The organism is Halobacillus sp. H74 (assembly GCF_052246715.1).
Classification (GTDB): Bacteria; Bacillota; Bacilli; order Bacillales; family Halobacillaceae; genus Halobacillus; species Halobacillus litoralis_A.
This window is the reverse complement of the sequence record NZ_JBQQCI010000004.1, coordinates 1-26,775: the sequence shown is the minus strand read 5'-3', so window position 1 is coordinate 26,775 and position 26,775 is coordinate 1. Positions and strand designations below refer to the sequence as shown.

The window sequence follows — 26,775 nt, the reverse complement described above, 5'->3', positions numbered from 1 at the left end:
AGTTTTTTTGGCGATAAATCTGGGTAGGAAAGATATTTTTCTCAAAGGCTGATATTTTAGTAAAAATAGGTAAATCGAGCGCTATTCAGATTTCGGAATTTTTGTTAGATTAAGAGATGATTACAAAACATGACAAGGAGGAAACAATTATATGAAGAAAATACTTCTAATGTGTCTGACGGTCGTCCTTTTTGTCGGAATAACGACTCCAGCAACTGCCTCGGCAGAAGACGATATTACAGGCACGCTATTTGAAGAAGAAATGAGAGCCCTCGTAGAAGCGGGCATCATGAAGGGTTACGGTGACGGTACATACGGACCAAAAGACAAGGTGACACGCGCCCAATTTACGACATTCATCGTAAGAGCGCTCGACATTCAGCTCGGAGAAGATACAGTTGCTGATGTGGCCGCTTCTGAAGATTATAATTACGGGGATGTCGATCCGCAGAAATGGTATTATCCATATATCATCGCTGCAAGTGACGAAGGTCTGATCAAAGGGTATCCGAACGGAAACTTCGGACCGACCGATTACATAACACGCCAGGATATGGCAATGATTATGGTAAGTGCCGCCGAATTGAAAGGTGTCATTAGTGAAGCAGAGGACCTTAAGTTTGAAGATACGGATGAAATCAAATCTTACGCAAAGGATGCTGTCAAACGATTGACGGACCTTGGCATCATCAATGGGAAAGAAAGAGATGGAAAAATTTATTTCGCACCTTTTGACAAGACTTCCCGTGGAGAAACTGCGGCTGTCATCAACCGCCTGTTGAATGTGCTCGAGCCACCTGAAGAGTTGGATTACCGGGTAGCTACTCTATCTCAAGATGACGATCCTACGATTCACGGAGACTATGAAACATACGAAGAGGCCGTTGCTCATGCAGACGGAGACCAGGTCGTCCTGAAAGGAAGTAACATTGTTTGGATCAATGAAGGAAAAGGAACAACCAACGCCTTTACGATTCTATATACTTCTGAATCTATGACATCTAACACCACCTATACAACGAGTGGAGTAGATGTAGAAGTCCTCGAAATCAGTGAAGACTGGGTTAAAATCCGCCTTGCTGATACAGTTGGCTATGTCGACCCGAAAAAAGTCAACTTGACGCCAGATCATATGGTCAAAGATGAATCCTATTACTATGTAAGCGATGGTAATCTCTATCACCGCTTGTACAATGCCATTACAGACCGCACATCCTCGTATATGTACGGTGCTGCACCAGACTTCATGAAAGAAAATGCGAGATACTACAGTGAAAACGGAAATACATTCTACAATCAATCAGGGACGTTGGCAGGCGAAGCTTACCAATACTTCAACAGAATGCCCCTTTATACAGAAACAGAGTATACAGGCGAACAGCTTGATGAGTATGTAGCACACATGGTCCCTGATAGTCCATTGATCGGTACTGGAGATTCTTTCAAGAAAGCGGAAAAAGAGCATGGCACAAACGCCCTTTATCTTCTTGCCCACGCAATCCACGAAAGCAGCTGGGGCCAAAGTAAAATCGCGAAAGACAAAAACAACCTGTTCGGAATCGGAGCAAACGACGGAAACCCTTACGAAGATGCTTGGGAATATGAAAGTTACGAAGAAGGTATTCTGGAAGCTGCAGAAGAGTTCATCGTACCCCGTTACTTCGATTCAAGCACTTCCATTTACAATGGCGCGCACCTCGGCAACAAGAGCAGCGGAATGAACGTGAAATACGCTTCTGATGCTTACTGGGGTCAAAAAATTGCCGGTCATATGTATCGAGCAGATCAGTACTTGAGCGGCCAATATGAAACCGGACCAGAAGGGGAAGCCTATGAACTTGCTCAAACTGTTGCTTCTTACGTAAATGTCCGGGCGAATCCGGAGGTTGGCGACAATAAGCTGTACCAACTGCCAAGAGTGGGGACGACAGTTCAAATCCTCGATGAAATCGAAGCGAACGGCACTTGGTATGAAATTGCACCTAAGAATATCGGCGAAGATTCATATGAAAAAACATTCGCCTACAGTGATGGTTTCTCCTCCTACGGAACCAGCTTCAAAAAGCTGCCTGTCGCAAAATAACCATGTTTATAAAATGAAGGAGCAACAACTATATTGTTGCTCCTTTTTTATGTTATATTATGGAGAGCAGGAATGTGTTAATTAAAGGAGTCACATCATAAAATGAAGCAGGTAAATATATTAGGAATACCTTTCACAAATATGGACCACGTCACTCTAGTCCAACAACTACAACAACATATCGAGCAAAGGGAAAAATCTTTCGTCGTCACCGCTAACCCCGAGATTGTTATGCGTGCTCATGACGATTCCTATTATATGGATTGCTTACAAGCCGCTTCGTACATAACTGCTGATGGGATCGGCATCGTAAAAGCTTCTAAGCTCCTGAAAGATCCCTTGCCTGAACGGGTGACCGGTTATGATATTATGATGGAATTCCTCCAAATAGCCGAACAAAAAAAGTACCGCGTCTTTTTACTGGGCGCCCATGAAGATATATTGCAAAGAGCCGTCCGCAACATCAATGCCCATTACCCTAATATAGAAGTAGTCGGTTCACGGAATGGCTATTTCGAGTGGGACGACCATACCGTTGCTGAAGATATTCACCAAGCCCAGCCGGATATCGTCTTTGTCGCATTAGGTGTCCCTAAGCAGGAAAGATGGATTGCTGAGAACTATAATAAATTCAATCAAGGCGTCTTCATCTGTGTCGGCGGAAGTATCGATGTCGTTTCTGGAGATGTGAAGAGGGCACCGATGCGGTGGCAGAACATGAATTTAGAGTGGCTGTACAGACTTATGAAACAGCCGAGCCGCTGGAGAAGAATGCATGCTCTCCCCCGCTTCACTTACAAAGTCCTTCGGCAAAAGGCCGGGAAACAGCCATGAAGCCTTCCCTGTTTCTTAAGAGTACGCTCATTCTGACCATTGCGACGTTGACTTCCAAGCTTTTAGGAAGCCTTTTCCGCGTACCGCTGCAAAACATCGCCGGAGATGAAGTGTTAGGAATTTTCAGCCTTGTTTATCCAGTTTATATGGTGGCCCTTATCCTGTCAGTTGCAGGCATTCCGATCGCCATTTCCAAGCTGATTGCTGAGGCACGTTCGTCTGGAACAGAAGCTGACATTCACCACATTCAAAAGACTGCACGCATTTTGGCCCTATTGCTTGGAATAAGTAGTATGGGCTTTCTTTTGGTGTTCTCACATCCGATTTCGCAAATGATCGGTGGAAGCGCGACCGAGCCTTCGTTGATTGTTGTATCCTTCACCCTGCTGGTCGCTCCTTATATGGCTGTCGACCGTGGCTATTTCCAAGGCTTTGAAGACATGCGTCCAACAGCCATCTCTCAAGTGATCGAACAATTTATCAGGGTGCTCATCATCTTAGCCGCTGCCTACGCGTTAACAGCGATGAATTATAATGACACGACGATCGCTGCCGGCATTATGATCGGCTCATTTATCGGGGCAACCGCCTCATTGATTTATTTAAAAAAACGTTTGCAGAAGTCCACGATTCAAGTCCAGGTTGTGCAAGGATACAGTTTTTCCATTTTTAAAAAGTGGGGGAAGAAGATTCTTTCCGTATCGCTTCCGATTGCCATAGGCACCCTGACTATGGCTCTTTTTAACGTCGTCGACTCGGTCACAGTTCCTTATAATCTGCAGGTCCACCACGGAGGAGATGACCAGGTCACCTTCCTTTATGGAATCTATGGACGAAGCCTCGCCCTTGTTCAGATCGCGACAGTTTTTGCTACATCAGTCATACTCCCTCTGATTCCTTCTTTAACGAAGCACGTCAATGATGGAGAGCTGAAGGAGGCCGGGGCTCTGATCGAAACCACCCGCGGGCTGACTCATGTCCTATCATGGCCTGTCGCCATCTTACTGATCGTCCTGACGGTTCCGATCAACATCGCCCTCTTCACTGATACGGAAGGAAGCCTGATGATCAGTATAGTAAGCTTGAGCTCTGCCTTCATTTCCTTGACGCTCGTCGGTACAGCGATCCTGCAGGGAATGAACGCTACCCGAATCGCTGCCATCATCATCCTTGGTGGTGCCGCTGTCAAAGGGATCAGCAACTTCCTTTTTGTCCCCGCGTTTGGTATTGAAGGAGCAGCACTCGGATCGCTGGTTACTTATATGCTCGTCGTCATCATCAATAGCCGGATGATCCAGCAGCGCATCCAACTAAATCCCGACCATGGAAACTTAGCGAAAGTCATAGGGACAGCCACCATGCTTGGGGGAATCACAGCACTCACTTACCTATTTATAGAACCAGCTGAATGGTCACGTGGCGGGGCTCTTCTTTTCGTTGTGCTCGCTTCATTCACCTATATGATCCTTTACGGGTTCAGCTTGTTGCAGTGGAAAGCCATCGATCAGCGCATGTTACAACAGGTTCCATTCTTATCTAAATGGAAACGTTAATACCACAAGGAAGGGAGCCGGAAAATGAAAATCGTCCTATCCGGTTATTACGGCTTTGACAATACTGGAGATGAAGCGATCCTAAAGGCAATGATCCAGCAGTTGAAAGCTATCGAACCGACCATCCACATTACAGTACTTTCTCAAAACCCCGCCCATACGGTGGAAACGTATGGCGTCGATGCCGTAAACCGATGGCGATTCAAGGAAATCGCTAAGGTTTTGAAGGAGTCTGATGGGTTGATCAGCGGCGGGGGAAGCTTACTGCAAGACGCGACCGGTCCAAGGTCCGTGCTTTATTATACAGGGATCATCCACCTCGCCAAATGGCTGAAGAAACCCGTCTATGTCTATGCACAAGGAATGGGCCCCTTCTATAAGAAATCGAGCCGCCGTTTAGTGAGGTTCGCTTTGAATCGAGTCGACGGATTATCCGTCCGGGATCAACATTCACGACAATTATTAGAAGAAATCAAAGTCTCCCCTCCGGTCCACCTTTTCCCGGATCCTGTTTTCGGTTATGACTTCCATCCGCAAAGCATTGGAAAGCCCGCGAAAAAACCAGTGCTCGCCGTCAGTATTCGTGAGTGGAAGGGCGGAGAGAAATATCGCGATAAGCTGACATCAGTCCTCGACCATTACAGTAAAAACGGTTTTGTGATCCATTTCGTTCCGATGCATGGCACGTCCGATGAGGCATTTTCTGCAAAGGTGGCCGCCTCCCTCAGCGAGGAAACTGTCGTCCATTCCGTGGATCTGTCCATCGATGAGAAGTTATCGATCATCTCCCGATCCCATCTGCTGATCGGGATGAGGCTCCATGCGCTTATCTTCGCAGGGATTTGCAACGTTCCTTTTGCAGCCCTTTCCTATGATCCAAAAATAGATGCGTTAGCCGAGCAGCTGGACTTCCCTGTCACCGCTCACGTCGACGATGATTCTTGGTCCCCACAATCGCTGATCGAGGAAATCGACCGCCTTTATGCCAGTCTGGAATTTTATAAAGAGAAATTGAGCGTCAGGGTGCGTCCGCTACGCTCAGAAGCCACTCAGGCAGCCAAGGAAGCGCTCGCCTGTTTCAGACATAAAAAATAGAGAGCATGCCGTCCCCTTGACGGCATGCTCTCTATTTTCTTGATTTCCAAACTTTCACTAAGAAAGTAGGAAGCTTTATTTGTCTTTTGATTCTCCACGGTTCCTTGATCAAACGATACAACCATTCGAGGCCGACTTTTTGAAAAGCACCAGGGGCGCGCTTCACTTTTCCTGAAAGGACATCAAACGATCCACCTACACCCTGGAAGACCTTCACATCCAATTCATCCATATGATCGACAATCCAATGCTCCTGTCTGGGGCTACCGAGAGCAACAAAAATAATATCAGGTTTTGCTTCATTAATTGTTTCCTTGATGTATTCATAGTCTTTCACATACCCATCAAGAACTCCTGCGATTCTTAATTCTGGGTACATTTCTCTAAGACGATCTTTCGCTTCATCTGCCACGCCTGGCTTCGCACCATATAAGAAAACGGATTTATCATGGAGGGAAGCTTGCTCACAAAGGGCAAGCAGCATATCAATACCAGTGACCCTTTCTCTGATCGTCCCGCCGTTGAGTCTGGAAGCAATAAGTATACCTACTCCATCCGGTATTTGATAAGTGGCTTGATTCAGGAGATACAGCAAACTTTCATCCCTTTGCGCCTGCAGAATCTTTTCAGGGTTGATGGCCACAATAAAGGACTTCCGGTTCTCATCTATATCCGTTATTATATTTTCTTTAAGCTGATCGTATGTGAAATTACTTACGTCAACCCCTAAAAACTTTTCCTTCATGTTTTCACCTAGACCCTTATCCGTTTTTTGAATCTCCTAAGCGTTTCGCTATGAAGCCAGCATTTTTCCATTCATCTAACGATAACGCATTTTTCGTATCAAAGACAAGTCTATTCTTCATTTTACCTTTAATATTTGCAGGATCAAGTTGTTTGAATTCATCATGGTCAGTCAGGATGACAAGGATATCTGCATCTTCTAATGCCTCATCCATACTCTGTGTCTGATTCGATGCGACATTTTCTTTGATATGCGGGTCAAAGGTCTTGAAGCTGATACCTTTTTCAACTAACTCCATAATCACCTTAAGAGACGGACTCTCTCTTTGGTCGTCGATATTCGCCTTGAAAGAAAGGCCGAACAAAGCCACCTTCGGGTCATGGATGAATTGTTCTTTGGCGATTTTTTGGATTTGTTCTGCCGCATAAACCGGCATATGGTCGTTCGTGTTGCGCGATAGCTGAATGATTTTGGAAAGGTCCGGCTCGATCTCAGCCAGGAACCAAGGATCGACTGCGATACAGTGACCGCCCACTCCCGGTCCTGGGGTGTGGATATTCACACGCGGGTGATAATTCGCCAGTTTGATTGCTTCCCATGAATTCACACCGATTTTATCACTGATCAGTGCGAGCTCATTAGCAAATGCAATATTGACATCACGATAAGTATTTTCAATGACTTTAGCCATTTCCGCTGTCGTCGCATCCGTCAGATGGATGTTCCCTTTGACAAAAGATTCATAAAGCTCTTTTGTCATCGTTGAGGACGTTTCGTTGATGCCGCCTACGATGCGATCATTGTCCACCAGCTCTTGGAAAACTTTCCCCGGGATCACGCGTTCTGGAGAATGGGAAATGAACAGCTCTTTTCCGATATCCAAGCCCGTCTCCTTCAAGACAGGGACCATGACGTCTTCCACAGTTCTTGGCGGTACCGTCGATTCCAGGATGACAAGGTTACCTTCTTTCACAAATGGAACAATAGCTTCCGTGGCTTTTCTTACATAATCAAGATTGGCTGTCTTATCTTCACGAATAGGTGAAGGGACGGCAATCACAAATACGTCCGCTTCCACTGGCTCAAGCCCTGCCTTGAAGTTTCCAGCATCCACAGCTTCCTCCAGACGTTCCTGTAAACCATTCTCTTCAATATGAAGCTGTTTGTTATTAATCATTTCTACAGCTTTATGGTTAACATCCACCCCGTGAACTTGGTGGCCATGAATTGCAAACATGACAGAAGTCGGAAGGCCGATATAACCAAGCCCTACGACGCAAAGTGACTTCTTCATTCCATATACTCCCTTTCTCATTCCAGGCATTCTTAGCTGTTGATCTATATATTTAAGTACATAGTTATCCTGCCGTTCCACCTGACCCGTGGCGGCAGTTTGAACCTATGCAGTTGAAAACCCCTGACGTTTCCTATAAAAGTGATAGCTGACGAAACACTCCATCATATTGTTCGATATCTTTTCATCTTTATGACGTTTGAGCAATAATATTCTTAAGCTGACACTAGATAAAAATCCAATCAGAATGTAAGATATACTCAAAAATCAATTGTATCTTATTTTCCATCATTTTTCTATTATGATCACTGATTCACATAACTCAATTATACTTCCTTTTCCCTCTTCGATTCAATAAAAACTTCATTAACTAATTATCTTTACACAGGCTGGATTATGGATAGACAGTGTCTTGTTAATAGTTTATACTTCAATGTGGCTTCTACCATTACTTAGGATCAATTTATTGGGGTGTTCTATATGTCCAAACTGATTAACAAAGATCTCTTTAAAAAGCTGTTATTGCTTTTTATCGTTCTTCAACCGATCTTAGATGTCCTCACATACTTTTCACTGAAGGCGACGGACTTGAGCTTGACCATCGGCATCATTGTCCGCGTGCTTTTCATGGGAGTGTCCTTGTGGTTCATCTTTTTCGGTAATTCGAGTAAGCTGAAAAAATATGTCATCGGATATTTAGTTGCTCTAGCTGCTGTCTTAACCATCGGCCTTGTTTACAACTATTTCGCAAAGCCGATCTTCGACCCATTCTTAGAGCTTCAATTCTTAGCTAAAACAGTCTATTTCCCAGTGATGCTGGGTGCCTACCTCTTAATGTTTACCACAATGAACCAGGTATCATTCATGCGTTCACAAATACTGAAGGCTATTTCATTAGCCATGCTTATTGTATCTTTATCTTTATTCCTGGCTATTATCACAGGAACTTCTTCAGATACTTATGAGTGGAACAAATTCGGCTTCAAAGGCTGGTTCAATTCAGGAAATGAACTTGGATCGATTGTAGCGATCGCTTTTCCACTCGTCTATATATACACATTGAATAAAGTCGACCACCTGCGTAAATGGTATTACTTCATTCCAATGTTGATGCTTGCCTCTGTCTCTATTCTACTTGGTACAAAAGTCGGCTTCTTTGCCGTCTTAGGTGCTGCGATCATTGTATTTGCCAGTTACTTGATCTATTGGATCATCTATCTGATCAAGAAAAAAACAAAAGAGCCTCACCTGCAATTGAGATTGATCGCCTCGCTTCTGTTCTTGGCTATTTTCCTGATTGCTACTCCATTCTCTCCTACTTTCTCCAACGTTTCCGGAGATGTCGGACAGATCAATGAGCAACGGGAAGAAGCTGAACAAGGCGGCGAAGGTGGTTTCGGAAGTGAAGACGGAGAAACGGATTCAGGAGAAAACGGCGGAACAGTCGGCGGTGACGATGCTGCTGCAGCGCTTGGAGAGCAGAACTTGATCCAATCGCCGATTTTGAAGATTATCTTAAGCTCACGGAATATCTATTTCACCCATATATTCGGGATGTACGAGGAAGCTGATGTGATTCAGAAAACATTCGGCATGGGTTATGCCGGAAACTACGAAGAAATCCGCAAATTAATTGAAATGGACTTCTTTGATTTGTTCTTTTCATTCGGGATTTTAGGAATAGCTTTGATTCTGCTGCCGTTCTTATTGATCGCCGGTCTGGTTATCAAGTTACTCTTCCAGGCTCCTGGCAGGGTGCTGCATCCTCAAAACATACTGATCATGCTATCAATCGGGTTCGGAACAGGGATCGCCTTCTTGGCTGGCCACGTCTTATACGCACCAGCAGTAAGCTTTTATTTGGCGATCAGCATGGTGCTGCTTCTTACCAACATGCTTAACTTGAACAAAGAAATCCGCAAGTCAAAAACATCTGCATAAATGAACGTAAGAAAGGAGAGTACCACTATAGAGGGTCTCTCCTTTCTTTGGATTATATAGTTACAAAAGAAAGGAAAGAGATCTCCCATGACAGTCAGACATTACCGGAGCGGGGATGAAACTCTCATCCAGTCCTTGTTCCAAAAAACATTCGATCAGGAAATGACTTTTTCAACGTGGAAATGGAAGTTCATCGACAATCCTAAACAAAAGCAGCCTTTCATCCTTGTTTATGAAGAAAATGGTCACATCCTTGGACATATCAGCTTATGGGTGACAGACGCCTTTATCAATGGAGAAAAAAAGAAAATCGGTTTACGTGTCGACACAATGGTGGACCCGGATGCGCGTGGAAAAGGGATTTATAAAAAACTCAACACTTCACTAATCGAGGAAGCAGACCAGGCAGGTATCGATTTTCTCTATGGATTCCCTGCCCCGAAAGCCAAGGAGTTGTTTCTAAGATACACTGGTGGTACACATATGACAGACATGCCTCGCTGGATGTATGTCCAAAAGCCCATGTCGCTTTTGGCATCAAAGTTCAAACCGTTGAAATTACTGCAGCCTTTAGACCGGCTCTACACCAGCATCCGCCAATCAAAACAGGTGGAAAGTGACTATGAAATCCGCACCATCCATCAATGTGACGAGACTTTCGATCAGCTGGCCGAGCTGGCCAAACATCAAAGCCATGCCATGATCGTGCGCGATTCCCAGTATTTGAATTGGCGTTTTTTCGACCATCCTACCAAAGATTACGTCATGCAAGGCTTATACCGCGAAGACGAGCTGCAAGGTTATGTCGTCACCCATCAAGCGCAGGGCGCCTTTCACAATGGACTGATCATTGACTGGCTCGCCATTGAAGAAGCTACATGGCCGCACCTCCTTCACCACGCCATGAACGAATTGCATCAGACGGACGTCATTCAAACATGGGCATTGACCCATACGACAGCGGCAAAAGCTTTAAAAGCAAAAGGGTTTGTCCATAAAGACAGCCCGATGCCTCTTGTCGGTAAAGAGGTAGCAGGCCATGCTGCAGAATTGAATGATGCTGAGAAGTGGTTCATCACTCCAGGGGATGTCGATTCATTTTAAACGAAATAAAGCGCAAGCGCCCTGGGGATGACCAAGGCGCTTGCGCTTTTGATTCAATTATATTTTCTATAATTTCCTAGAAAATAAAAAAGGAGCATGCTGACGAATGAAGTCAGCATGCTCCTTGTATTTATGATTTTTCTTTTTGTTTCTTCTTTTCTTCCCTGGTGAAAAGTCCAATCAGTGGACGTTTCCCCCTGTAAACGACTCCAGTCATTTCCGCAAACAAATGAAGGAGCAGAAGGATAACGAATGTAATGATCAATGATATTCCGAATGAAGTCAAAGAAAACAGCAAAGCTAACAACCCGAAAACAGCACTGAAGGCATAGATAATCAAAACAGTCGTCCGGTGACTGAAGCCTGCCGCTAAAATCTGATAGTGGATATGCTTGTTATCAGGCATCATGATTTTCTGTTTGTTGATCAACCTTCTTAAAATCGAAAACAATGTGTCGAAAACCGGAATAGCCAGCACGATAATCGGGATGACGAAGCTGAATAATGTAACGTTCTTAAACAAGCCGACCATGGAAATTACCGCCATCGAATAGCCTAAGAAAAGGGATCCCGTATCGCCCATATAAATGCGCGCCGGGTAGAAATTATGGAACAGGAATCCGATGTTACTTCCGATAAGTACAACACATAAATAAACGATAGCAATTTGAGGTTCAATGGCCAGCGCCATTACTGCAATACTGATCAGGGAGATCGTAGAAACACCTGCAGCTAATCCATCCAGTCCATCGATCAAGTTGATCGCATTCGTAATCCCGATAATCCATAGGAACGTAAAAATGATGCTGATCGGCTCACCTAAAGAAACCATTCCGATAAACGGGATACTCATCACATCAATTTTCAAACCGGAAAGAATCAAGACTGCAGCAGCGGCTACTTGACCGGAGAGCTTGAAAATCGGGCGGATTTGATAACGGTCATCAAGCAGTCCTGTCAGAACGATAAGGAAAGCGCCGATACAAATAGGAATGATATATGGAAGGTCCGGACGGATATAGAGCATTCCTGCAACAGCTCCACCGAAGATTGCAAGACCTCCCATCCGCGGAGTTATCTCTTTGTGGATCTTTCTCAATTCTGGATAGTCCATCATCTTCCATTTCACCGCCAGACTCATTACTGGAAAAACGAGCAGATAGCTGACAGCCATAGAAAGAAGAATGGCAATGGTTATATCTAAGTATATGTTCATAAAAATCCTCACTTACTTATTAGGTTTACATCTTTGTGGCGGTTTCATTATATCACACGCGTGCAAGAAAATTGTCAAACGTTGTCTTGATTTTTTCTGACACCGGCTGATCTTTTTTCATATTTGAAGGAAGTCGACGGCACTTCTCAAAAAATCGACGCCCACCTAACCGGTGCGCGCCTTATTTCACTTTATATATTAACGCTGCAACTGTTCAATCAACTGATCAATGACTTCTTTTGATGATAGCAATTCCGAGTCTTCTGTTTTCTGAATGATATTTTGCAAAATTTCTTTTAAATTATCCATGCTACCCACCTTTTCTTGGAAAAATTCTATTACTCTTCTATTTACTTAAATCTTCGTTTCTAAACGACTTTTTCTGACGGCATCCTATGTATCTAATCCATTAGACGGTTCGTCCAAGGAAAAGTTTCATATTTTCATTATTTCCGGGGAAATATGCCAAAATGTTTCAATTATCTTCATTCATCCTATACTATTTCTCGATAGAAGAAAAGAAAATTTTTATTTTGCTATCAATATATGAATTTTAAAAGACATTGTGATACAAACAAGGATAAATGCGCGAATGCCCTGTTCGCCCGCCCACAAACTTATGCCATAACAGCGGGAACGATGCATTCAGGTGTCAACCTGCTTATGTAAAGCCTAGCCCATGAGAAAGCCTGACTCTTGTAGTTCCAGAGCCAGGCTTTTTACGAATAGCTATGAGACGGTCGCCCATGTCCTTTGTAAAGTTTTTAACGTGTAACTGACATAGGCGAAGCGATGGACGTGCTTCTGGATCACTTCCAAGCCCTCTTGATGATATGTGAAAAAAATGACGGCGGGATGCAACAACGAATCGTAAAAGAAGATAGGGTTGAAGCTGCGCTCTAATTTCCCGAACCTCCAATGACCGAATAAATCGAGCTGGCAGATGTATGAATCATCGAGAATAGCTGTCGATATGACATCTGTTTTCCGATTGCTATATTCCATCAGATGGTGATAACAGACCGCTGCTTGCAGATAGGAAAGCGGAGATTCATCTCCCATGATTCCTTCCATGATTTCTGCCTCGGGGATCGTCCTTCCCTCCGCTTCCCCATAAACTTCCCCATCACGGCTGAAAATCTTCCAGCCAGCTCTGAGACGGAGTTGTGAATACTGGTCCACGATCGAACTCAGTTCACTGACCAAACAAGAGCCTTTCATATAAGCTGGAGGACTCTTCGCAGTGATATTCTTCCGTGCGGCTTCCCTTGTAAATACCGTTTTATTCCTCAACACCACCATCCTCCTTATTGTTTATTTTTCACGAGATCCGGGACTCTCCCTTCTTCCAGGAAGACTTGGACTTCTTCCATGCTGAGTCCCAACTTTTTCGCTTCTTTTATCAATAACATCCATTCTTCATCGTATTCCTGAAGGTCCCGTCGCACCATAACCTAACCCCTTCAGTCGTATCACTTCCACTCTCTCTATTTATTGTTATTCGCATACTTGTGAGTCAATAACTCTTCTAAAGGGACATCCAATGTCTTCGCCAATTTCCCCATAACAATCAATGATGGGTTTTTTTGGACCCCTCTTTCTATATTGCTGATATAGGACTTTGACACGCCGGATTTTCGAGCAAATTCATTAACTGATAACCCTTTTTCCATGCGTAACACTCGTATTTTCTCTCCGATGGGCGACAATAGCACCTACCTCACCTTCTCTAGTCAGCAGCCTGACTTTATTAACGTTCGTTTTATTTCGTTCTCTATTAAGAATATTATAAACTTATCGTTCTTTAAAATAAACAGTTAAATTTCTTTATTAAGAACAAAATACTGCTAATTTCCTTTATTTCTCTCATTATTCCTTTATTTTATCCTTTTTTTAGAATACAAACTTATTTTAAAGTGGTAAAACTAGATGCTGCTATCTTAAAATCGGCACAATTATATAGAAGTATTCATGAAGACCGATTCCGAAATGTTTTGGAGAGATAGGGGCTACGGAAAACGGATCGCTTTCCGTGGGGCGTGCGCTGAGCCCACAGGGCGCAGTGAGTCTAATGAAAGAACTGCAACTTTCTGAGTTATCCATCAAAGAAAAAAACGAGTAGGACGATTTTATCGTTCAACCCGGCTTCTTCATTTCGCTGAAACATTTGGGCTCTTGCTCCCCCGTGTGCTTTAGTATTCATTTGAGAGTGACGGTGAATATAGCCACCGTCCCTTGTACTCGCAGAGTGATTTTCTTTTTATTAATCAAAGGAAATCCCTCTTTTTAGATGGACATCGTTGCTTCCACGATGAGCGGTCGGTGGTGACGCCTGCGGGAACAGTGCGAGCCGAAGATCCACTTGGTCAAGTGATCTTCTTGACCAAGTTAGCTGAGGCCGTGCCCGCGGCAAGCATCCACCGACAAGCGATTCGTGAGAAGCACATCAAACGTTCACAGCTCCTCTAGATTGAGCTTTTATGTGAAGAAAAAAACCAGCCGGTGTCCGCTGCCCGGCTGGTTACTATTCACTTGCACGATATTTTTGCCTGAACTCCTTCGGCCCTATCCCCTCGACACTCTTGAAGACCCTTGTAAAATAACTCTGGCTATTATAGCCGAGCAGAATACTGATTTCCATCAGCGAATGGTGCGAAATACAGAGAAGTTCTTTCGCCTCTTTGATCCGCTGTTGATTAATGAAATGAGTAAGCGGAATCCCCGTTTCCTTCGTAAATACACCTGATAAATAATTCGGATTGACATTGAGGGATTCTGCGATATCTTTCAGCGTCAAATCCGTGGTGAGGTTTTGAAAAATGTAACGCTGCGCCCTTACAACAAGTGGAGAATGTTGAGGCGGATCTTCCAGCTTCCTTGCTCTTTCCAAGAAGGAGCGGAGAATGTTGATTTCCAGAGCCTGTAAATCATCGATCTTTTCTTTCGTTTCCAGGAAGTTGACATAAAAATCACTGAGCGATTGAACCTCATCCACTTGTGCCCCCAGTTCTTCACATACAAAGCTTAACTCTGTGACAAGACGGATCAACTGATTCTTAAAGGCTCTTACGTCTTCTTGTATGTCAATGAAATGTTTTTTATAAGATTGATAGGCATCAATCGCATAGTCGTCCCCTTTTTTGAACCACTGCAGGAAGGCTTGTTTAGAAGCAATCGCTTCAGAATACGAAGGTTGTGTTTGCGTATACGCCTGGTACCGTTTACGCATCTCAGGTTCTTCTCTTAGTGAAGCCTCTTTCTCGTGATTTTTCTTAGGCAGTAACGTATGCAGCAAACGTTCAATGGAGCTTATTTGAACTTGATTCATGATGGGAATCTGTTCGAAATATCGGATAAACTGTTCTTCATAAGAGAGATTCAATTTATTCATAACCAGGTGCATTTTCACCTGCATCCTACCGATTTCGTGCTGCAAAAATGGACCGATGCCTATGACTAACTCCTGACCCTTTTGGTTTTTGAGTGGATAAAGGAACAATTGCTGGTCATAAGGATCTGTAAAAGTTTGCAATGTATAGGGGAGTTTACGACTTTCTTCTATATAGTTCTTATGTAAATCCCGCAATACTTTAGGCGGTTTTTGAAAGCTGTCAGGAAAGTAATAGATCAGCTTATTTTGTTGGTTGATCAAAAGGACCGGGGTTTGAAGCGAGATCGAACAATCTTTAAGCAGGTTGATCAATTCATAGTTAGTCACCATCATAATTCCCCCTCATCCTTTATGAATCTTTATACTCATTATACATGCTCACCAGGTTGAAAGGGAAGGCGTATGGCAGTTATTGGAAAGGGGATATATACTTTTGTTCTTTCTACATATCCATCCCTTTTCATACTGAAGTAAGGAACATCGGTTTTTATGCCATTAAACAAAGAACACCCCTTCAAAAGAAGGAGTGCTAGACAGTCTTTCTGTTTTTTGAACCATTTCTCAAATAATTTTTGACCTCTTCTGCACTCAGACCGAGATCCTTAGCTTCCTTCAACAATGAAACCCACTCATCATCTAATTTACGATTTCTAGGCAGTGTTTTCATTCGGTCAACCTCCCTAATTATCAAATCGTTGCGTATAGCTCCATGCTTCGTGTTTTTTATCTGTCACAGAGCCCGATAATTTCCTATACCTGTAAGTCTATTTCTATTATAATGGACAAATACAGAAAAGATTTTAACTAAATTCACTATTCTAGTACTTTTTTCAGATAATTTTCAATTTTCATTATAATAATGTTGTAAGATTTTGTAGAATGTAGTATTAGGACAAAATGCTTAAAAATTTGCCATCATGTTCAGCATCTATGCCTGATTGTTTTCACTTTTATTATTTTTCCACGAGACACAAAAGAACCAGGTATGCGTTCATACCTGGTTCTTTCATGAGTACATTTTATTCCACTTTTGTGTAAGAAGACGGAAGGTGTCTTCATCTTTTTGATCGATCGCCTTATCAATGAGGCGACGAAGGTTGTTTCTTTCTAATTCGCGGATGATTTCTTTCACTTCTTCTGATGATTGCTGACTAATTTCAATCCCCTCTTCGTAATACGGCGACACAATCGTGTGGAGGTGCGTCAAAAATTCCGGGAGCTGTAACAAATCGGCAACTGAGACATAGACCATATTTTTGCCTCGTTGAAAGACGAAAATATCAAAGACGTTATGCACCCGTTTACGATTGCGGTCGATAATGATTTCTCTAGACTCCATAGGAATGAACTGATATAGCTCGTTATCGATGAACATTGAAAAGTACTGGTAGGCGAGCACCACTCGAATGAAGCGTTTGTCTTCCTTAACATAATATGGTTTCAACATTTTTATGTTCAACACGAGGCCCACCCCTTTTGAAATTAAATCTGAATTTTCAGTATTTTATTCTATTATCGCTTATTTGTCAATAAAATGAAAGCCCTTTCTCTTTATTCTTTGGATGTTTGATACTTCACCTGGGCAGTAGCCTGAATACCAGTCATTATGTCCAGATGACTGAACGCTCCGCTGTTGCGCCATGGTGTTTAGAAGGAAAGTGACCTGATGAAGTACACCTCGTCATTTCTCATTCCCGCTTCGAAAAGCCTAGAAAAAAGTCCAGCTTCCGACGAGGGAAGCTGGACTTTATCATTAAATCAGAGCATGTAAGCGTTCGTTGACAGTGGCTTTGACAGCTGCCAGCAATTCTTCGCTTTCTTTCTTCGCTCCGGATTTCACACCATAATAAAATTTGATTTTCGGCTCTGTACCTGAAGGGCGCAGGCAGAACCAGCAGTCATCTTCAAGAGTGAATTTCAAGACGTTAGAAGATGGCAAATCGATGACTTCTTGTTTATCTTCCTGCACGTAGTGACGAACAGTCGTTGCGTAATCTTCGACGGTGAGGACTTTCTTGCCACCGGCTTCTGCGATATCTGCCTCACGGAAGTCGTTCATGATCGTCTGAATCGTGTCTGCTCCTGATTTCCCTTCAAGCTTCATGGATTGAAGGTCTTCAAGGAAATAGCCGTGTTTCTCATATAAGTCATCAAGAGCGTCAAGCAGAGTCTTGCCCTGGTTCTTCCAATGGGCACCGACTTCTGCAATTAAAACGGCTGCCTGCACCGCATCTTTATCACGGGCGAAGTCTTTGACGAGGTAACCATAGCTTTCTTCATAACCGAACATGAACTTGTGGTCACCTGTACGCTCATATTCACGGATTTTCTCACCGATGAATTTGAAGCCTGTCAGTGTATCAAGCGTACTGATGCCATAGGAATCAGCAATGACGCGGCCGAATTCGGAAGTAACGATCGTTTTGATCAATTGTCCGTTTTTCGGTAAGCTTTTTGATTGACCAAGGATGTAATCAAGCATCAACGCACCTGTTTGGTTTCCTGTAAGCACTTTATATTCTCCATCGCTGTCCGGAACAGCTACTCCGAGGCGGTCTGCGTCAGGGTCTGTCGCCATCAGCAAGTCCGCTCCAATCGCTTTTCCTTGTTCAATGGCCATTTCAAAGGCCTGGTGTTCTTCTGGATTCGGCGAGGCGACTGTTGAAAATTCCGGGTCAGGCTGCGCTTGTTCTTCGACAATGTGAATGGAGGTGAAGCCGCTTTGTTCCAACCCTTTTTCAACAAGATGACGGGCCGTGCCATGAAGGGGTGTGAAAACGAGTGAAAGGTCCTTCGGAATGTCCGGCTGGACGGTCACTGTCTTCATTGCTTCCAGATAAGCGGCATCCACATCTTCGTCTACCCAGCGAAGTAAGCCGTCTCCTTCCAGCTGTTTCTGATCAGCGACTTCTACATTCAGTTCATTCTCCACTTTATTGACAAAGTCGATCATGATTTCCGCCTGTTCAGGAGGGAGCTGACCCCCATCTTCATTATAGGCTTTGAAGCCGTTATATTCAGGAGGGTTATGACTTGCTGTGACGACAACACCGGCCGCTGCATTCAAGTGACGGACCGCAAATGATAGTTCCGGCGTCGGTCTTAATGAAGTGAATACATAAGAAGGAATGCCGTGATGACCAAGGACCCTAGCTGTTTCAACAGCGAATTCTTTTGACATATAACGTGAATCGTAAGCAATCGCTACACCGCGATTCGATAGACCCTGATCGTTTACGTATGTGGCTAATCCTTCGGCAGCTTTACGGACGGTATAAATGTTCATCCGGTTCGTCCCTGGACCGAGCTTCCCTCGCATCCCGCCAGTACCGAATTCTAAGTTTTTGTAAAAAGCATCTTCTAATGATTGCTCATCAGACGTCAATTCTTCTAGTTTTTTTGAAAGATCTGCATCGAGATCCATAAATTCTTTCCAGCGGTTGTAACTATTTTTCCACATGCAAACACTCCTTTGGTTTATTTGTCTTTATTGGAGGTGGAAACGATCAAGGATGCGTTTCCTTTCAAATCGAATGAGTCGACTGTAGCAGGAATAATCAAGTGATCCCCTTTTTTGAAAGGATAGGAACGGCCTTCAATGACGACCTCCCCTTGTCCCTCAATGACACTCAATAGTAAATAGGGGTCAGTGAGCAAGCCTTTGCATTCGCCCTCAAGGTCCCAATGATACACAGAGAAATATTTCTCCTCGACCAATTTTTCTTTTCTGAGATCTTCATGGTATAACTGGGTACGTTCAAGGCTTGGGTCCTGATGAGGAACATTGGTGACTTCCAATGATTTCTCTAAATGCAGCTCACGTTTCTGACCGTCTTGTCCGACACGATCATAATCATAGACACGGTAAGTGATGTCTGAACTTTGCTGGGTTTCAAGAATTTGAATCCCTGCCCCGATGGCATGAATCGTTCCACTCGGTACATAGAAAAAGTCGCCCGCATTCACTTTGATTTTACGTAATAAGTTCTCCCATTCCCCATTCGCCACCATACCCTCTAAATCCTGTTTATTCGCGGCATGATGGCCAAAAATAATTTCTGCGTCATCTTCGCTATCAATGACATACCAGCACTCGGTTTTCCCATAATTCTCTCCCTCGACATAACGGGCATATGTATCATCAGGGTGGACCTGGACGGATAGATCTTTTTTGGAATCTAAAATCTTCACTAATAGAGGAAATTCTTCCCCTTCTTCATTTGCGAAAAGCTCACGGTGGTCGTTCCACGCTTCCGCTAATGTCTGTCCTTCTAACGGGCCATTTTTGATTTTATTCGGGCCATTATGGTGCCCGGAAATGCACCAGGCTTCTCCTGTTTGCTCAAAAGGAATCGCATAGTCAAAGATCTCTTTCAACTGTGTCCCGCCCCAGAGGCGTTCTTTGAATTCTGGCTGCAGGAAAATCGGTTCGTTGTACATGAAGTCACCTCTCTACCAGTAATTTTTACAATCATTGTATCACATCACAGCCCTGAAGAAGCGAAAAAATAAGACCAGGCCACAGATGGAAATATCTGGTTGACCTGGTCATCTAAGAATTTACAGTTCTATCGGTTTGAATTGATGAACCATTTGGAAAATAATGTTATACCTGAGGTGGCAAATAATGTTATACCTGAGGAAGAACTTATTGGTCTTCAAGCATTTTGTCTGTGTAGCCGAAGATCCACGTGAGAGCGAAGGCGACTCCGATAGCGATCAGGTTCGTCACTAAGTAGAGGACGAATGAACTCATCTCATCGATATAGAGAAGGAAGCCTGGCAGCACAGTGATCGCCATACCTGAGGCCGTGATATTCGTCAGGGAGGCGAAGAAACCGCCGGCAGCTCCACCGATCAATCCCATGATGAATGGACGCATATAACGCAGGTTGACACCCAAGATCGCCGGCTCAGTAATCCCCAAAAATGCGGATAATGCGGAAGGTAAAGCCAATGCTTTCATTTTCTTAGCTTTTGACTTCATACCGACAGCCAGTGCCGCACCGCCCTGGGCAGCGATCGCAGCTGTAATCAGTGGGTTGAAAGCATTTTCTCCCACACGCTCAAGCAACTGGATTTCAAGCAGGTTGAAGATGTGATGGACCCCTGTGATTACGATCACCTGGTGCAGCCCACCGACGATCAGTCCACTCAAACCTAGTGGCAATTCAAGCACAGCACGTGTACCTGCAAAGATTCCGTTTTCTACGATATGGAAAATCGGTCCGATAACGAATAATGCTAAAGTAATCATAATCAAAAGGACTAAGAAAGGCGTCAAAATCAGGTCAAGGGCTTCAGGTACCTTTTTCCTCAACCCTTTCTCTAACTTAGCTCCGACAATACCTGTGATAAAGGCTGGAAGTACAGAACCCTGGTAGCCGGTAACAGGGATGAAACCTAGGAAGGTCAATGGCTCCGCATCCCCACTTGCTATGTCCCATGCGTTCGGCAAAGCTGGTGAAACGAGCATGAGACCTATGACAATACCGAGGATCGGGCTGCCTCCAAACACTTTGAATGTGGACCAGGCGACAAGTGCCGGCAGGAAGATGAATGCTGTATCCGTCAATACTTGTGTAAACAAAATGAAGTTCTCTGGAATGCTCTCCGGTGTCAATCCGAAGAAGGCTAAGATTTCAGGTTGGGTAACGAGACCACGCAATCCCATGAACAGTCCTGTCGCAACAAGGGCTGGGATGATCGGCACGAAAACGTCCCCGAATGTCCTGATCCAGCGCTGGAAGGTATTCCCTTGTTTCTTCGATTCTTCTTTCACTTCTGCCTTGGAAGCCCCTTGCACTTCTTGCTTTGTCACTTCTTCATAGATGCGGTTGACCGTACCTGTTCCGAAAATCACTTGCAATTGTCCAGAGTTATAAAAAGCACCTTTGACCTTATCGATTCCTTCAATCGCAGAAATATCCGCCTTCTCTTTATCATGCAGCATAATCCGCAAGCGAGTAGCACAGTGTGCTACAGACGAAATGTTCTCCTGCCCACCAGCAGCTTCGATGACCTGCTTAGCAATCAGTGAGTTATCAGTCATTTGATCACTTCCCCTTCCTAAATATAATTTGCACATGTAATCGATTACACATTTCATAAAAAAAAGAAGATAGTGTATATCTTATAAATATAAGTGCTGTAATAGAATGGTTCGCTATGTCTGTATGAACCATGTGTGAACGATTACATGTTTGCGCTTTCAACTAGCACTATACACTATCCCTTATTATGAGTCTATAGGTCAGATCGAATTTCTCGTTTGAATTTTGTTTCTTTATTTGGCTCAATAGCATCTTAGCAGCTTTCCTGCCGGCTTCTTTATTATAATAATCTACGGTTGTAAGAGATGGGCTGATATACTTAGACATGTTTGAAGCCCCGATGCCGACAACAGCCATATCTGCTGGAATCGCATACCCTTGCTCCTTCAAATATTCCATTGCCCCGATCGCCATGCGGTCGGTAACAGCAAAAACAGCCGTCGGCCTGTCCTCTCTGCTGTTTTTCAAGATGCGTTTCATCGATTCGTATCCTGACTCGATGCTGAAGTCCCCTTCATCGACCCACTCTTCCCTAATGGTAAGGTTTTTCCTTGTCATCATGTCACGGTAAGCTTGCTCCCGCTGCTGACCGACGGATGGGTCTTCAGGATCCACACCGATGAATGCCACCTTTTCATGACCTTTGTGAATCAGCATGTTCGTCAAATCACTGGCGGCATGGTAATCCTCATATACGAGCGAAGTGACCCCGGGTAGATCTTGTCCAATCGCTAAAAATGGGATGCCGGTATGATGGATGGTGTCGATCAGCTCATCATTCACATTCGTAGCAAGCAGGATGATGCCATCAACATGGCGGCTTTTCAGCAGTCGGATGTATTCGATTTCTTTTTTCTTATCAAGCTCTGTATCTGTCAACAGAATTTGAAAACCTTCTTTGGCTAATGTTTCATTGATGCCATTCACTACCCTCGTTGATGTTTCTGTACTAAGCCGTGGCAGTATGATGCCGATGACGCCCGAGCGTTTCGTACGCAGTGATTTGGCAGATTGGCTCGGCATATAGCCTGTTTCATCGACAATCTTCATGATTCGGTCTCTCGCTTCTTCACTTACATACCCACTACTGTTCAAAGCTCTTGAAACAGTGGTGCGTGAGACACCGGCAAGCTCGGCAATATCATTGATTGTTGTCATTGCTTTCATCCTCCATGGAATCCTTTTCACACCATATCGTAGTGAAAATATAGGCTTTTGTCCAGAAATTAAAACAGGAGAAGGTAAATGATGGAATGCTAGTCGGGGGGAATTGAAGAGATCAAAAGATGTAAAACCCCAGAAACAAAAGTCCCCAGGGAGCTTATCAACCCTATGAATACTATTATTACACTTGAACGACGATGAATTTTAGAAGATGGTTTTTGATGCTCCTGTAAACAAATGTATCTTTAGCTGCTTCATTCATTTTTGAATATAATTCATTTTCAATGTTATAAATAGCCACTTTCCCCTCCCGGACAAACTCATCCGTTTTCCCCGTCACACCCAAATCCCAGATTACTTCCTTAATCATCGGTTCATATTTACGAAGTGGACCCGGCAGTGGACCTATACCAATTTTCATCCTCCTCGACCTCCTCATTTACATATTATGGTTCTTTTGTCACAAATTATTTATAATCTATCTTCCATTATTCGTCAAGTTATCCCTTTTTTATTAAAAAAGATAATTTATTAGAAATTTATGTCGAATTCCTGACAAACCATCTATTTTCCTTTATTTCAAGCTGTGAATCTAAAATTTTTGCACTTTGTTCATTCTAAAAGGCAAATTCACTTCCTTGATATATTTTTCAAAGATACTCTTTTCTTCACGGAATATTATATTTAATTGGAATTGTCGGATAATTCACTCTTGTACAATGATTCCCTTTCCGTTACAATGTCCTTTATATAAAGAAGCATGTATATTTCAAGTGGACAGGAGTGTGAACGATGAAAAATACCATTACCGTAGGACTACTAGGATTAGGAACGGTCGGAAGCGGAGTCATTGAAATCCTTCGCGATCATAAGGAACGCATTGAACATAAAACAGGGTGCGACGTCACGATTAAATCAGTGCTTGTCAATGATTTGTCGAAACCGCGCGAACTCCCGGCTGATACCCAGTTGACGGATCGCTCTGAAGATATTACGAGAGATCCAGAGATTGACGTCATCGTAGAGGTAATGGGTGGGATCGATCACACATTAACCATATTATTAGAAGCGATTGAACATGGAAAACATATCGTCACAGCCAACAAGGATTTAGTCGCCCAGCATGGTGAACAGCTTTTCGAAGCTTGTCAAAAACACAAATGCGATCTCTATTATGAAGCAAGTGTCGCCGGAGGCATTCCGATCATCCGTTCCATCATGGATGGGCTTTCGTCTGATCGGATCCGTAAGATGATGGGAATCGTCAATGGTACGACAAACTATATCATGACGAAGATGGCCCAGGATGGCGTCGATTTTGACAGTGTTTTAAAAGAAGCTCAGGACTTAGGTTTTGCTGAGGCGGATCCGACAGCAGATGTCGACGGTCTGGACGCGGCCAGAAAAATGACGATCCTTTCGATCCTCGGTTTTTCCATGCCTTACAGTTTAGAGGATGTCGATATTAAAGGCATTCGGGGAATCTCTTCCGATGACATCACTTATGCGGAAGAACTGGGTTACCGCATCAAACTGATCGGCATTGCTGAGAACGATCACAACGGTGTGTCTGTCAGCGTAGAACCGACGTTGCTGCCGATCCAGCACCCGCTTTCTTCGGTCAACGATGAATACAACGCGGTCTATGTCCATGGAGACGCCGTCGGGGAAACGATGTTTTACGGCCCTGGGGCAGGAAAGCTGCCGACAGCGACAGCGATTGTTGCCGATCTTATCGCCGTACTGAAGAACATTCGTTTAGGAACGACAGGGACAGCTTATGTCCAACCTCAGTTCCCTAAACAGGTCAAAACCAAAAAAGAACAGCTGACAAAGAAATATATCCGTCTGCATGTTGATGATCAAGCAGGCATGTTGAATGATTTGACGAACATTTTTGCAGAGTATGATATTTCCTTCGATCAGTTCATCCAGCGGCCCACCGAGCAGGAAGGTGAACGCGAATTGATGTTGGTCACACATCGAGTGAGTGAGGAAGATTTTGAAAAAGCACGTCAGGACCTTGAGTCACTAACATCCGTACGCAGTATCAACAGCATATTCCGAGTAGAAGGAGGCGAATGAGATGTGGAAAGGGCTGATTCACCATTATGGTGAGTTTTTACCGGTTAATGAAAAAACGCCACGTCTGACATTACATGAAGGAAACACACCTCTCCTCCCGATACCGACGATCTCCCAAGACCTCGGTATCGAAGGATATGTGAAAATCGAAGGGGCCAATCCAACGGGATCGTTCAAAGACCGTGGGATGGTGATGGCGATGGCTAAAGCGATTGAAGAAGGTTCGGAAGCTGTCATTTGTGCGTCGACCGGCAACACTTCAGCTTCGGCTGCTGCCTTCGCTGCTCGTGCAGGTTTACGCTGCATCGTCGTTATACCAGATGGAAAAATTGCAGAAGGCAAACTTGCGCAAGCCGTCATGTATGGTGCTGAAATTTACGCCATCAAAGGGAACTTCGATGACGCCTTGAGAATGGTACGTAAAATTGCGGAAAGTGAACCGGTCACATTAGTGAATTCTGTGAACCCTTACCGGATCGAAGGACAAAAGACAGCTGCCTTCGAAGTTTGTGATGAACTAGGAGAAGCTCCTGACATACTCAGTATCCCTGTCGGCAACGCCGGAAATATTTCAGCTTACTGGAAAGGCTTCAAAGAATATCATGAGCGCCATGGCTATGGCCTGCCTAAAATGATGGGCTTTGAATCAAGCGGTGCAGCGGCCATCGTCCACAACCGGGTGTTTGAAGATCCCGAAACACTGGCGACAGCAATCCGCATCGGTAACCCGGCGAGTTGGAATCAAGCACTTGTTGTGAAGCAGGAGTCCCAGGGGCTGATCGATGAAGTAACAGATGAAGAAATCGTCCAGGCTTACCAGCTGCTAGCTGAAAAGGAAGGAGTATTCGCAGAACCCGCTTCCTGCGCTTCCATTGCTGGTATGATCAAAAAAGTGAAGGATGGCACGATCCCGCAAGGTTCTAAAATCGTCCACGTCCTCACAGGAAACGGATTAAAAGATCCGACAACAGCCATGGAACAGAGTCCTGTCAAACCGGCGAAAATTGAAAATGATTATGACAAGTTCGCTTCCCTGGTAACAGGAGTCCAATCATGAGCGGCTTTCAAATCCGGGTGCCTGCAACCTCAGCAAACTTAGGTCCTGGATTTGATTCTGTCGGCATCGCCCTTTCAAAATTCGTCACCCTCGACTGCCAGCCTGGTGAGGATTGGTTTTTTTCCGTTCCTGTGGAGGACCAGCCCTACATTCCTTCAGGGAAAAGTAATCTGATCTATAAAACGGCGCTTCAGACAGCGGAGGCATTCGGTTATGAGACCCTCCCTCCCACTCATGTGGAACTGACCAATGATGTGCCGATCGCCCGCGGGCTTGGAAGCTCATCTACCGCTGTTGTAGGTGGGATAGAACTGGCGGATCAATTATTGAACTTAAAGCTTACGAAATATGACAAATTCAAAATCGCCTGTGAAATCGAAGGTCATCCGGATAATGTCGGCCCTGCCATTTACGGTGGTATCATGGTCTCCAACTATGATGGAGACCACTTGGATTACGTCCACTTCACCGAAGGATTAGATGGGTTGACTTGGCTTGCAATTGTGCCGAGCTATCATTTAGAAACAGAAAAAGCTCGTGGTCTTCTGCCCACAGAAATCGATTATAAACAAGCCGTCAAAAACAGCAGCAGCGCCAATGTATTGATCGCTGCCCTTGCCACGAAAGATTGGGTGCTTGCAGGTAAGATGATGAAAAGCGACCGATGGCATCAGCCCTACCGCCAAGCTTTGATTCCTGGTTTTTCAGATGTCACGGAAGCACTTGAACACGAAGGCTCGCTTGGTCACTACATCAGTGGAGCCGGACCGACGATGGTCGCTGTTTTCGATGAATGGTCAGCAGCAAAAGAAGAGAGACTGAAAGGTGCGCTTCCCTCTTATCTAGTCGAACCTTTGCAGGTGCATCTCACAGGGGTAGAAACTTTTCAGAAGAAAATGTGCTGATATAGAGGATTCTTTTTCACAATGAATCAAACAAAAACGGATCAGCGGAATAATAATCATCCGCTGATCCATTTTCTATTTTCCAATGACTTTGTTAAAGGTTGTTGTTGATTTTTCATATGAGATTGATTCAGTTATATAGCAGGATTCTTGAAGACACGATTTCGAGATACTTTGTGAGAGGATCGGGGCGGCGGGGAATGCTTCGCTTTCCGCGGGAGCGCGTTGAGCCTCCTCGGACGCTGTCCTGTGGGG

General features: G+C 44.2%; 24 protein-coding genes. 10 read left to right on the top strand and 14 right to left on the bottom strand.

Annotation, left to right across the window (positions count from 1 at the left end; all coding sequences use genetic code 11):
* The first annotated feature begins 151 nt into the window (after positions 1–151).
* The 4 genes from ACTWPX_RS09520 (at position 152) to csaB (ending at position 5,565) form a co-directional block, all read left to right on the top strand.
* On the top strand, positions 152–2,083 hold the full coding sequence (locus ACTWPX_RS09520; RefSeq protein ID WP_443119544.1) for an S-layer homology domain-containing protein: 1,932 nt from the start codon (positions 152–154) through the stop codon (positions 2,081–2,083).
* Positions 2,084–2,185: 102 nt separating this feature from the next.
* Complete coding sequence (locus tag ACTWPX_RS09515) at positions 2,186–2,917, top strand: WecB/TagA/CpsF family glycosyltransferase (protein ID WP_443119543.1); 732 nt, start codon at positions 2,186–2,188, stop codon at positions 2,915–2,917.
* Entirely contained in the window at positions 2,914–4,470 is a 1,557-nt protein-coding gene (locus ACTWPX_RS09510; RefSeq protein WP_443119985.1) for a putative polysaccharide biosynthesis protein, read from the top strand. Before ACTWPX_RS09515 ends, ACTWPX_RS09510 begins: the two co-directional genes overlap by 4 nt.
* A 24-nt stretch (positions 4,471–4,494) precedes the next feature.
* Positions 4,495–5,565 (top strand): polysaccharide pyruvyl transferase CsaB, encoded by a 1,071-nt coding sequence (gene csaB, locus ACTWPX_RS09505; protein ID WP_443119542.1) that lies wholly within the window; start codon positions 4,495–4,497, stop codon positions 5,563–5,565.
* A 31-nt stretch (positions 5,566–5,596) separates the two neighbouring features.
* On the opposite strand, the gene ACTWPX_RS09500 is transcribed toward csaB, so the two are convergent.
* Positions 5,597–6,310, bottom strand: coding sequence for a WecB/TagA/CpsF family glycosyltransferase (locus tag ACTWPX_RS09500; protein WP_128525688.1), 714 nt, complete (start codon positions 6,308–6,310; stop codon positions 5,597–5,599).
* A gap of 16 nt (positions 6,311–6,326) precedes the next feature.
* The gene (locus ACTWPX_RS09495; RefSeq protein WP_443119541.1) at positions 6,327–7,604 is read right to left on the bottom strand and encodes a nucleotide sugar dehydrogenase; all 1,278 of its coding nucleotides are present in this window, start codon (positions 7,602–7,604) and stop codon (positions 6,327–6,329) included.
* 480 nt (positions 7,605–8,084) lie between these two features.
* Between ACTWPX_RS09495 and ACTWPX_RS09490 the strand changes: the two genes are divergently transcribed.
* A complete protein-coding gene (locus ACTWPX_RS09490) occupies positions 8,085–9,545 on the top strand; it encodes an O-antigen ligase family protein (protein WP_443119540.1) in 1,461 nt (486 codons plus the stop codon).
* 87 nt (positions 9,546–9,632) lie between these two features.
* Positions 9,633–10,649 (top strand): GNAT family N-acetyltransferase, encoded by a 1,017-nt coding sequence (locus tag ACTWPX_RS09485; RefSeq protein WP_443119539.1) that lies wholly within the window; start codon positions 9,633–9,635, stop codon positions 10,647–10,649.
* Between the two features lie 130 nt (positions 10,650–10,779).
* Here the strand turns inward: ACTWPX_RS09485 and ACTWPX_RS09480 are convergent, their stop codons facing one another.
* From ACTWPX_RS09480 to ACTWPX_RS09465, 4 genes are all read right to left on the bottom strand, one after another.
* Positions 10,780–11,865 carry a glycosyltransferase family 4 protein gene (locus ACTWPX_RS09480; protein ID WP_443119538.1) on the bottom strand — a complete coding sequence of 362 codons (1,086 nt, stop codon included), beginning with the start codon at positions 11,863–11,865 and terminating at the stop codon, positions 10,780–10,782.
* A gap of 729 nt (positions 11,866–12,594) precedes the next feature.
* Positions 12,595–13,161 carry a hypothetical protein gene (locus ACTWPX_RS09475; protein ID WP_443119537.1) on the bottom strand — a complete coding sequence of 189 codons (567 nt, stop codon included), beginning with the start codon at positions 13,159–13,161 and terminating at the stop codon, positions 12,595–12,597.
* 11 nt (positions 13,162–13,172) lie between these two features.
* Positions 13,173–13,316 carry an anti-repressor SinI family protein gene (locus ACTWPX_RS09470; RefSeq protein ID WP_443119536.1) on the bottom strand — a complete coding sequence of 48 codons (144 nt, stop codon included), beginning with the start codon at positions 13,314–13,316 and terminating at the stop codon, positions 13,173–13,175.
* Positions 13,317–13,352: 36 nt separating this feature from the next.
* Positions 13,353–13,580 carry a helix-turn-helix domain-containing protein gene (locus ACTWPX_RS09465; protein WP_443119535.1) on the bottom strand — a complete coding sequence of 76 codons (228 nt, stop codon included), beginning with the start codon at positions 13,578–13,580 and terminating at the stop codon, positions 13,353–13,355.
* 607 nt (positions 13,581–14,187) lie between these two features.
* On the opposite strand from ACTWPX_RS09465, the gene ACTWPX_RS09460 reads away from it, so the two are divergent.
* Entirely contained in the window at positions 14,188–14,334 is a 147-nt protein-coding gene (locus ACTWPX_RS09460) for a hypothetical protein (protein WP_443119534.1), read from the top strand.
* 55 nt (positions 14,335–14,389) lie between these two features.
* Here ACTWPX_RS09460 and ACTWPX_RS09455 read toward each other — a convergent pair whose 3' ends face one another.
* The 8 genes from ACTWPX_RS09455 to ACTWPX_RS09420 all read right to left on the bottom strand — a co-directional run bounded on the left by ACTWPX_RS09455 (position 14,390) and on the right by ACTWPX_RS09420 (position 22,894).
* Entirely contained in the window at positions 14,390–15,586 is a 1,197-nt protein-coding gene (locus ACTWPX_RS09455; protein WP_443119533.1) for a helix-turn-helix domain-containing protein, read from the bottom strand.
* Positions 15,587–15,785: 199 nt separating this feature from the next.
* Entirely contained in the window at positions 15,786–15,923 is a 138-nt protein-coding gene (locus ACTWPX_RS09450) for an anti-repressor SinI family protein (protein WP_443119532.1), read from the bottom strand.
* Positions 15,924–16,262: 339 nt separating this feature from the next.
* Positions 16,263–16,718, bottom strand: coding sequence for an IDEAL domain-containing protein (locus ACTWPX_RS09445; RefSeq protein ID WP_128525678.1), 456 nt, complete (start codon positions 16,716–16,718; stop codon positions 16,263–16,265).
* A 291-nt stretch (positions 16,719–17,009) separates the two neighbouring features.
* Complete coding sequence (locus tag ACTWPX_RS09440) at positions 17,010–18,716, bottom strand: phospho-sugar mutase (protein WP_443119531.1); 1,707 nt, start codon at positions 18,714–18,716, stop codon at positions 17,010–17,012.
* Between the two features lie 17 nt (positions 18,717–18,733).
* The gene (gene manA / locus ACTWPX_RS09435; RefSeq protein ID WP_443119530.1) at positions 18,734–19,696 is read right to left on the bottom strand and encodes a mannose-6-phosphate isomerase, class I; all 963 of its coding nucleotides are present in this window, start codon (positions 19,694–19,696) and stop codon (positions 18,734–18,736) included.
* A gap of 208 nt (positions 19,697–19,904) precedes the next feature.
* Positions 19,905–21,308: a sucrose-specific PTS transporter subunit IIBC gene (locus tag ACTWPX_RS09430; RefSeq protein ID WP_443119529.1), complete on the bottom strand. Its 1,404-nt coding sequence runs from the start codon at positions 21,306–21,308 to the stop codon at positions 19,905–19,907.
* Between the two features lie 169 nt (positions 21,309–21,477).
* Complete coding sequence (locus tag ACTWPX_RS09425) at positions 21,478–22,467, bottom strand: LacI family DNA-binding transcriptional regulator (RefSeq protein WP_443119528.1); 990 nt, start codon at positions 22,465–22,467, stop codon at positions 21,478–21,480.
* A gap of 187 nt (positions 22,468–22,654) precedes the next feature.
* Entirely contained in the window at positions 22,655–22,894 is a 240-nt protein-coding gene (locus ACTWPX_RS09420) for a hypothetical protein (protein WP_128525673.1), read from the bottom strand.
* Positions 22,895–23,265: 371 nt separating this feature from the next.
* Here ACTWPX_RS09420 and ACTWPX_RS09415 point away from each other — a divergent pair, with 371 nt between their 5' ends.
* From ACTWPX_RS09415 to thrB, 3 genes are read left to right on the top strand one after another with little or no spacing between them, the layout of a single operon-like run.
* A complete protein-coding gene (locus tag ACTWPX_RS09415) occupies positions 23,266–24,558 on the top strand; it encodes a homoserine dehydrogenase (RefSeq protein WP_443119527.1) in 1,293 nt (430 codons plus the stop codon).
* A 1-nt stretch (position 24,559) separates the two neighbouring features.
* Positions 24,560–25,615: a threonine synthase gene (thrC, locus tag ACTWPX_RS09410; RefSeq protein WP_443119526.1), complete on the top strand. Its 1,056-nt coding sequence runs from the start codon at positions 24,560–24,562 to the stop codon at positions 25,613–25,615.
* Complete coding sequence (thrB, locus tag ACTWPX_RS09405; protein ID WP_443119525.1) at positions 25,612–26,520, top strand: homoserine kinase; 909 nt, start codon at positions 25,612–25,614, stop codon at positions 26,518–26,520. The genes thrC and thrB overlap by 4 nt, the downstream gene beginning before the upstream one ends.
* The last annotated feature ends 255 nt before the right edge of the window (positions 26,521–26,775 follow it).

Coding starts and splice junctions, on each gene's coding strand:
- ACTWPX_RS09520 (WP_443119544.1), top strand. CDS start 152: ATGAAGAAAATACTTCTAATGTGTCTGACGGTCGTCCTTTTTGTCGGA.
- ACTWPX_RS09515 (WP_443119543.1), top strand. CDS start 2,186: ATGAAGCAGGTAAATATATTAGGAATACCTTTCACAAATATGGACCAC.
- ACTWPX_RS09510 (WP_443119985.1), top strand. CDS start 2,914: ATGAAGCCTTCCCTGTTTCTTAAGAGTACGCTCATTCTGACCATTGCG.
- csaB (WP_443119542.1), top strand. CDS start 4,495: ATGAAAATCGTCCTATCCGGTTATTACGGCTTTGACAATACTGGAGAT.
- ACTWPX_RS09500 (WP_128525688.1), bottom strand. CDS start 6,310: ATGAAGGAAAAGTTTTTAGGGGTTGACGTAAGTAATTTCACATACGAT.
- ACTWPX_RS09495 (WP_443119541.1), bottom strand. CDS start 7,604: ATGAAGAAGTCACTTTGCGTCGTAGGGCTTGGTTATATCGGCCTTCCG.
- ACTWPX_RS09490 (WP_443119540.1), top strand. CDS start 8,085: ATGTCCAAACTGATTAACAAAGATCTCTTTAAAAAGCTGTTATTGCTT.
- ACTWPX_RS09485 (WP_443119539.1), top strand. CDS start 9,633: ATGACAGTCAGACATTACCGGAGCGGGGATGAAACTCTCATCCAGTCC.
- ACTWPX_RS09480 (WP_443119538.1), bottom strand. CDS start 11,865: ATGAACATATACTTAGATATAACCATTGCCATTCTTCTTTCTATGGCT.
- ACTWPX_RS09470 (WP_443119536.1), bottom strand. CDS start 13,316: ATGGTGCGACGGGACCTTCAGGAATACGATGAAGAATGGATGTTATTG.
- ACTWPX_RS09455 (WP_443119533.1), bottom strand. CDS start 15,586: ATGGTGACTAACTATGAATTGATCAACCTGCTTAAAGATTGTTCGATC.
- ACTWPX_RS09450 (WP_443119532.1), bottom strand. CDS start 15,923: ATGAAAACACTGCCTAGAAATCGTAAATTAGATGATGAGTGGGTTTCA.
- ACTWPX_RS09440 (WP_443119531.1), bottom strand. CDS start 18,716: ATGTGGAAAAATAGTTACAACCGCTGGAAAGAATTTATGGATCTCGAT.
- manA (WP_443119530.1), bottom strand. CDS start 19,696: ATGTACAACGAACCGATTTTCCTGCAGCCAGAATTCAAAGAACGCCTC.
- ACTWPX_RS09430 (WP_443119529.1), bottom strand. CDS start 21,308: ATGACTGATAACTCACTGATTGCTAAGCAGGTCATCGAAGCTGCTGGT.
- ACTWPX_RS09425 (WP_443119528.1), bottom strand. CDS start 22,467: ATGACAACAATCAATGATATTGCCGAGCTTGCCGGTGTCTCACGCACC.
- ACTWPX_RS09420 (WP_128525673.1), bottom strand. CDS start 22,894: ATGAAAATTGGTATAGGTCCACTGCCGGGTCCACTTCGTAAATATGAA.
- ACTWPX_RS09415 (WP_443119527.1), top strand. CDS start 23,266: ATGAAAAATACCATTACCGTAGGACTACTAGGATTAGGAACGGTCGGA.
- thrC (WP_443119526.1), top strand. CDS start 24,560: ATGTGGAAAGGGCTGATTCACCATTATGGTGAGTTTTTACCGGTTAAT.
- thrB (WP_443119525.1), top strand. CDS start 25,612: ATGAGCGGCTTTCAAATCCGGGTGCCTGCAACCTCAGCAAACTTAGGT.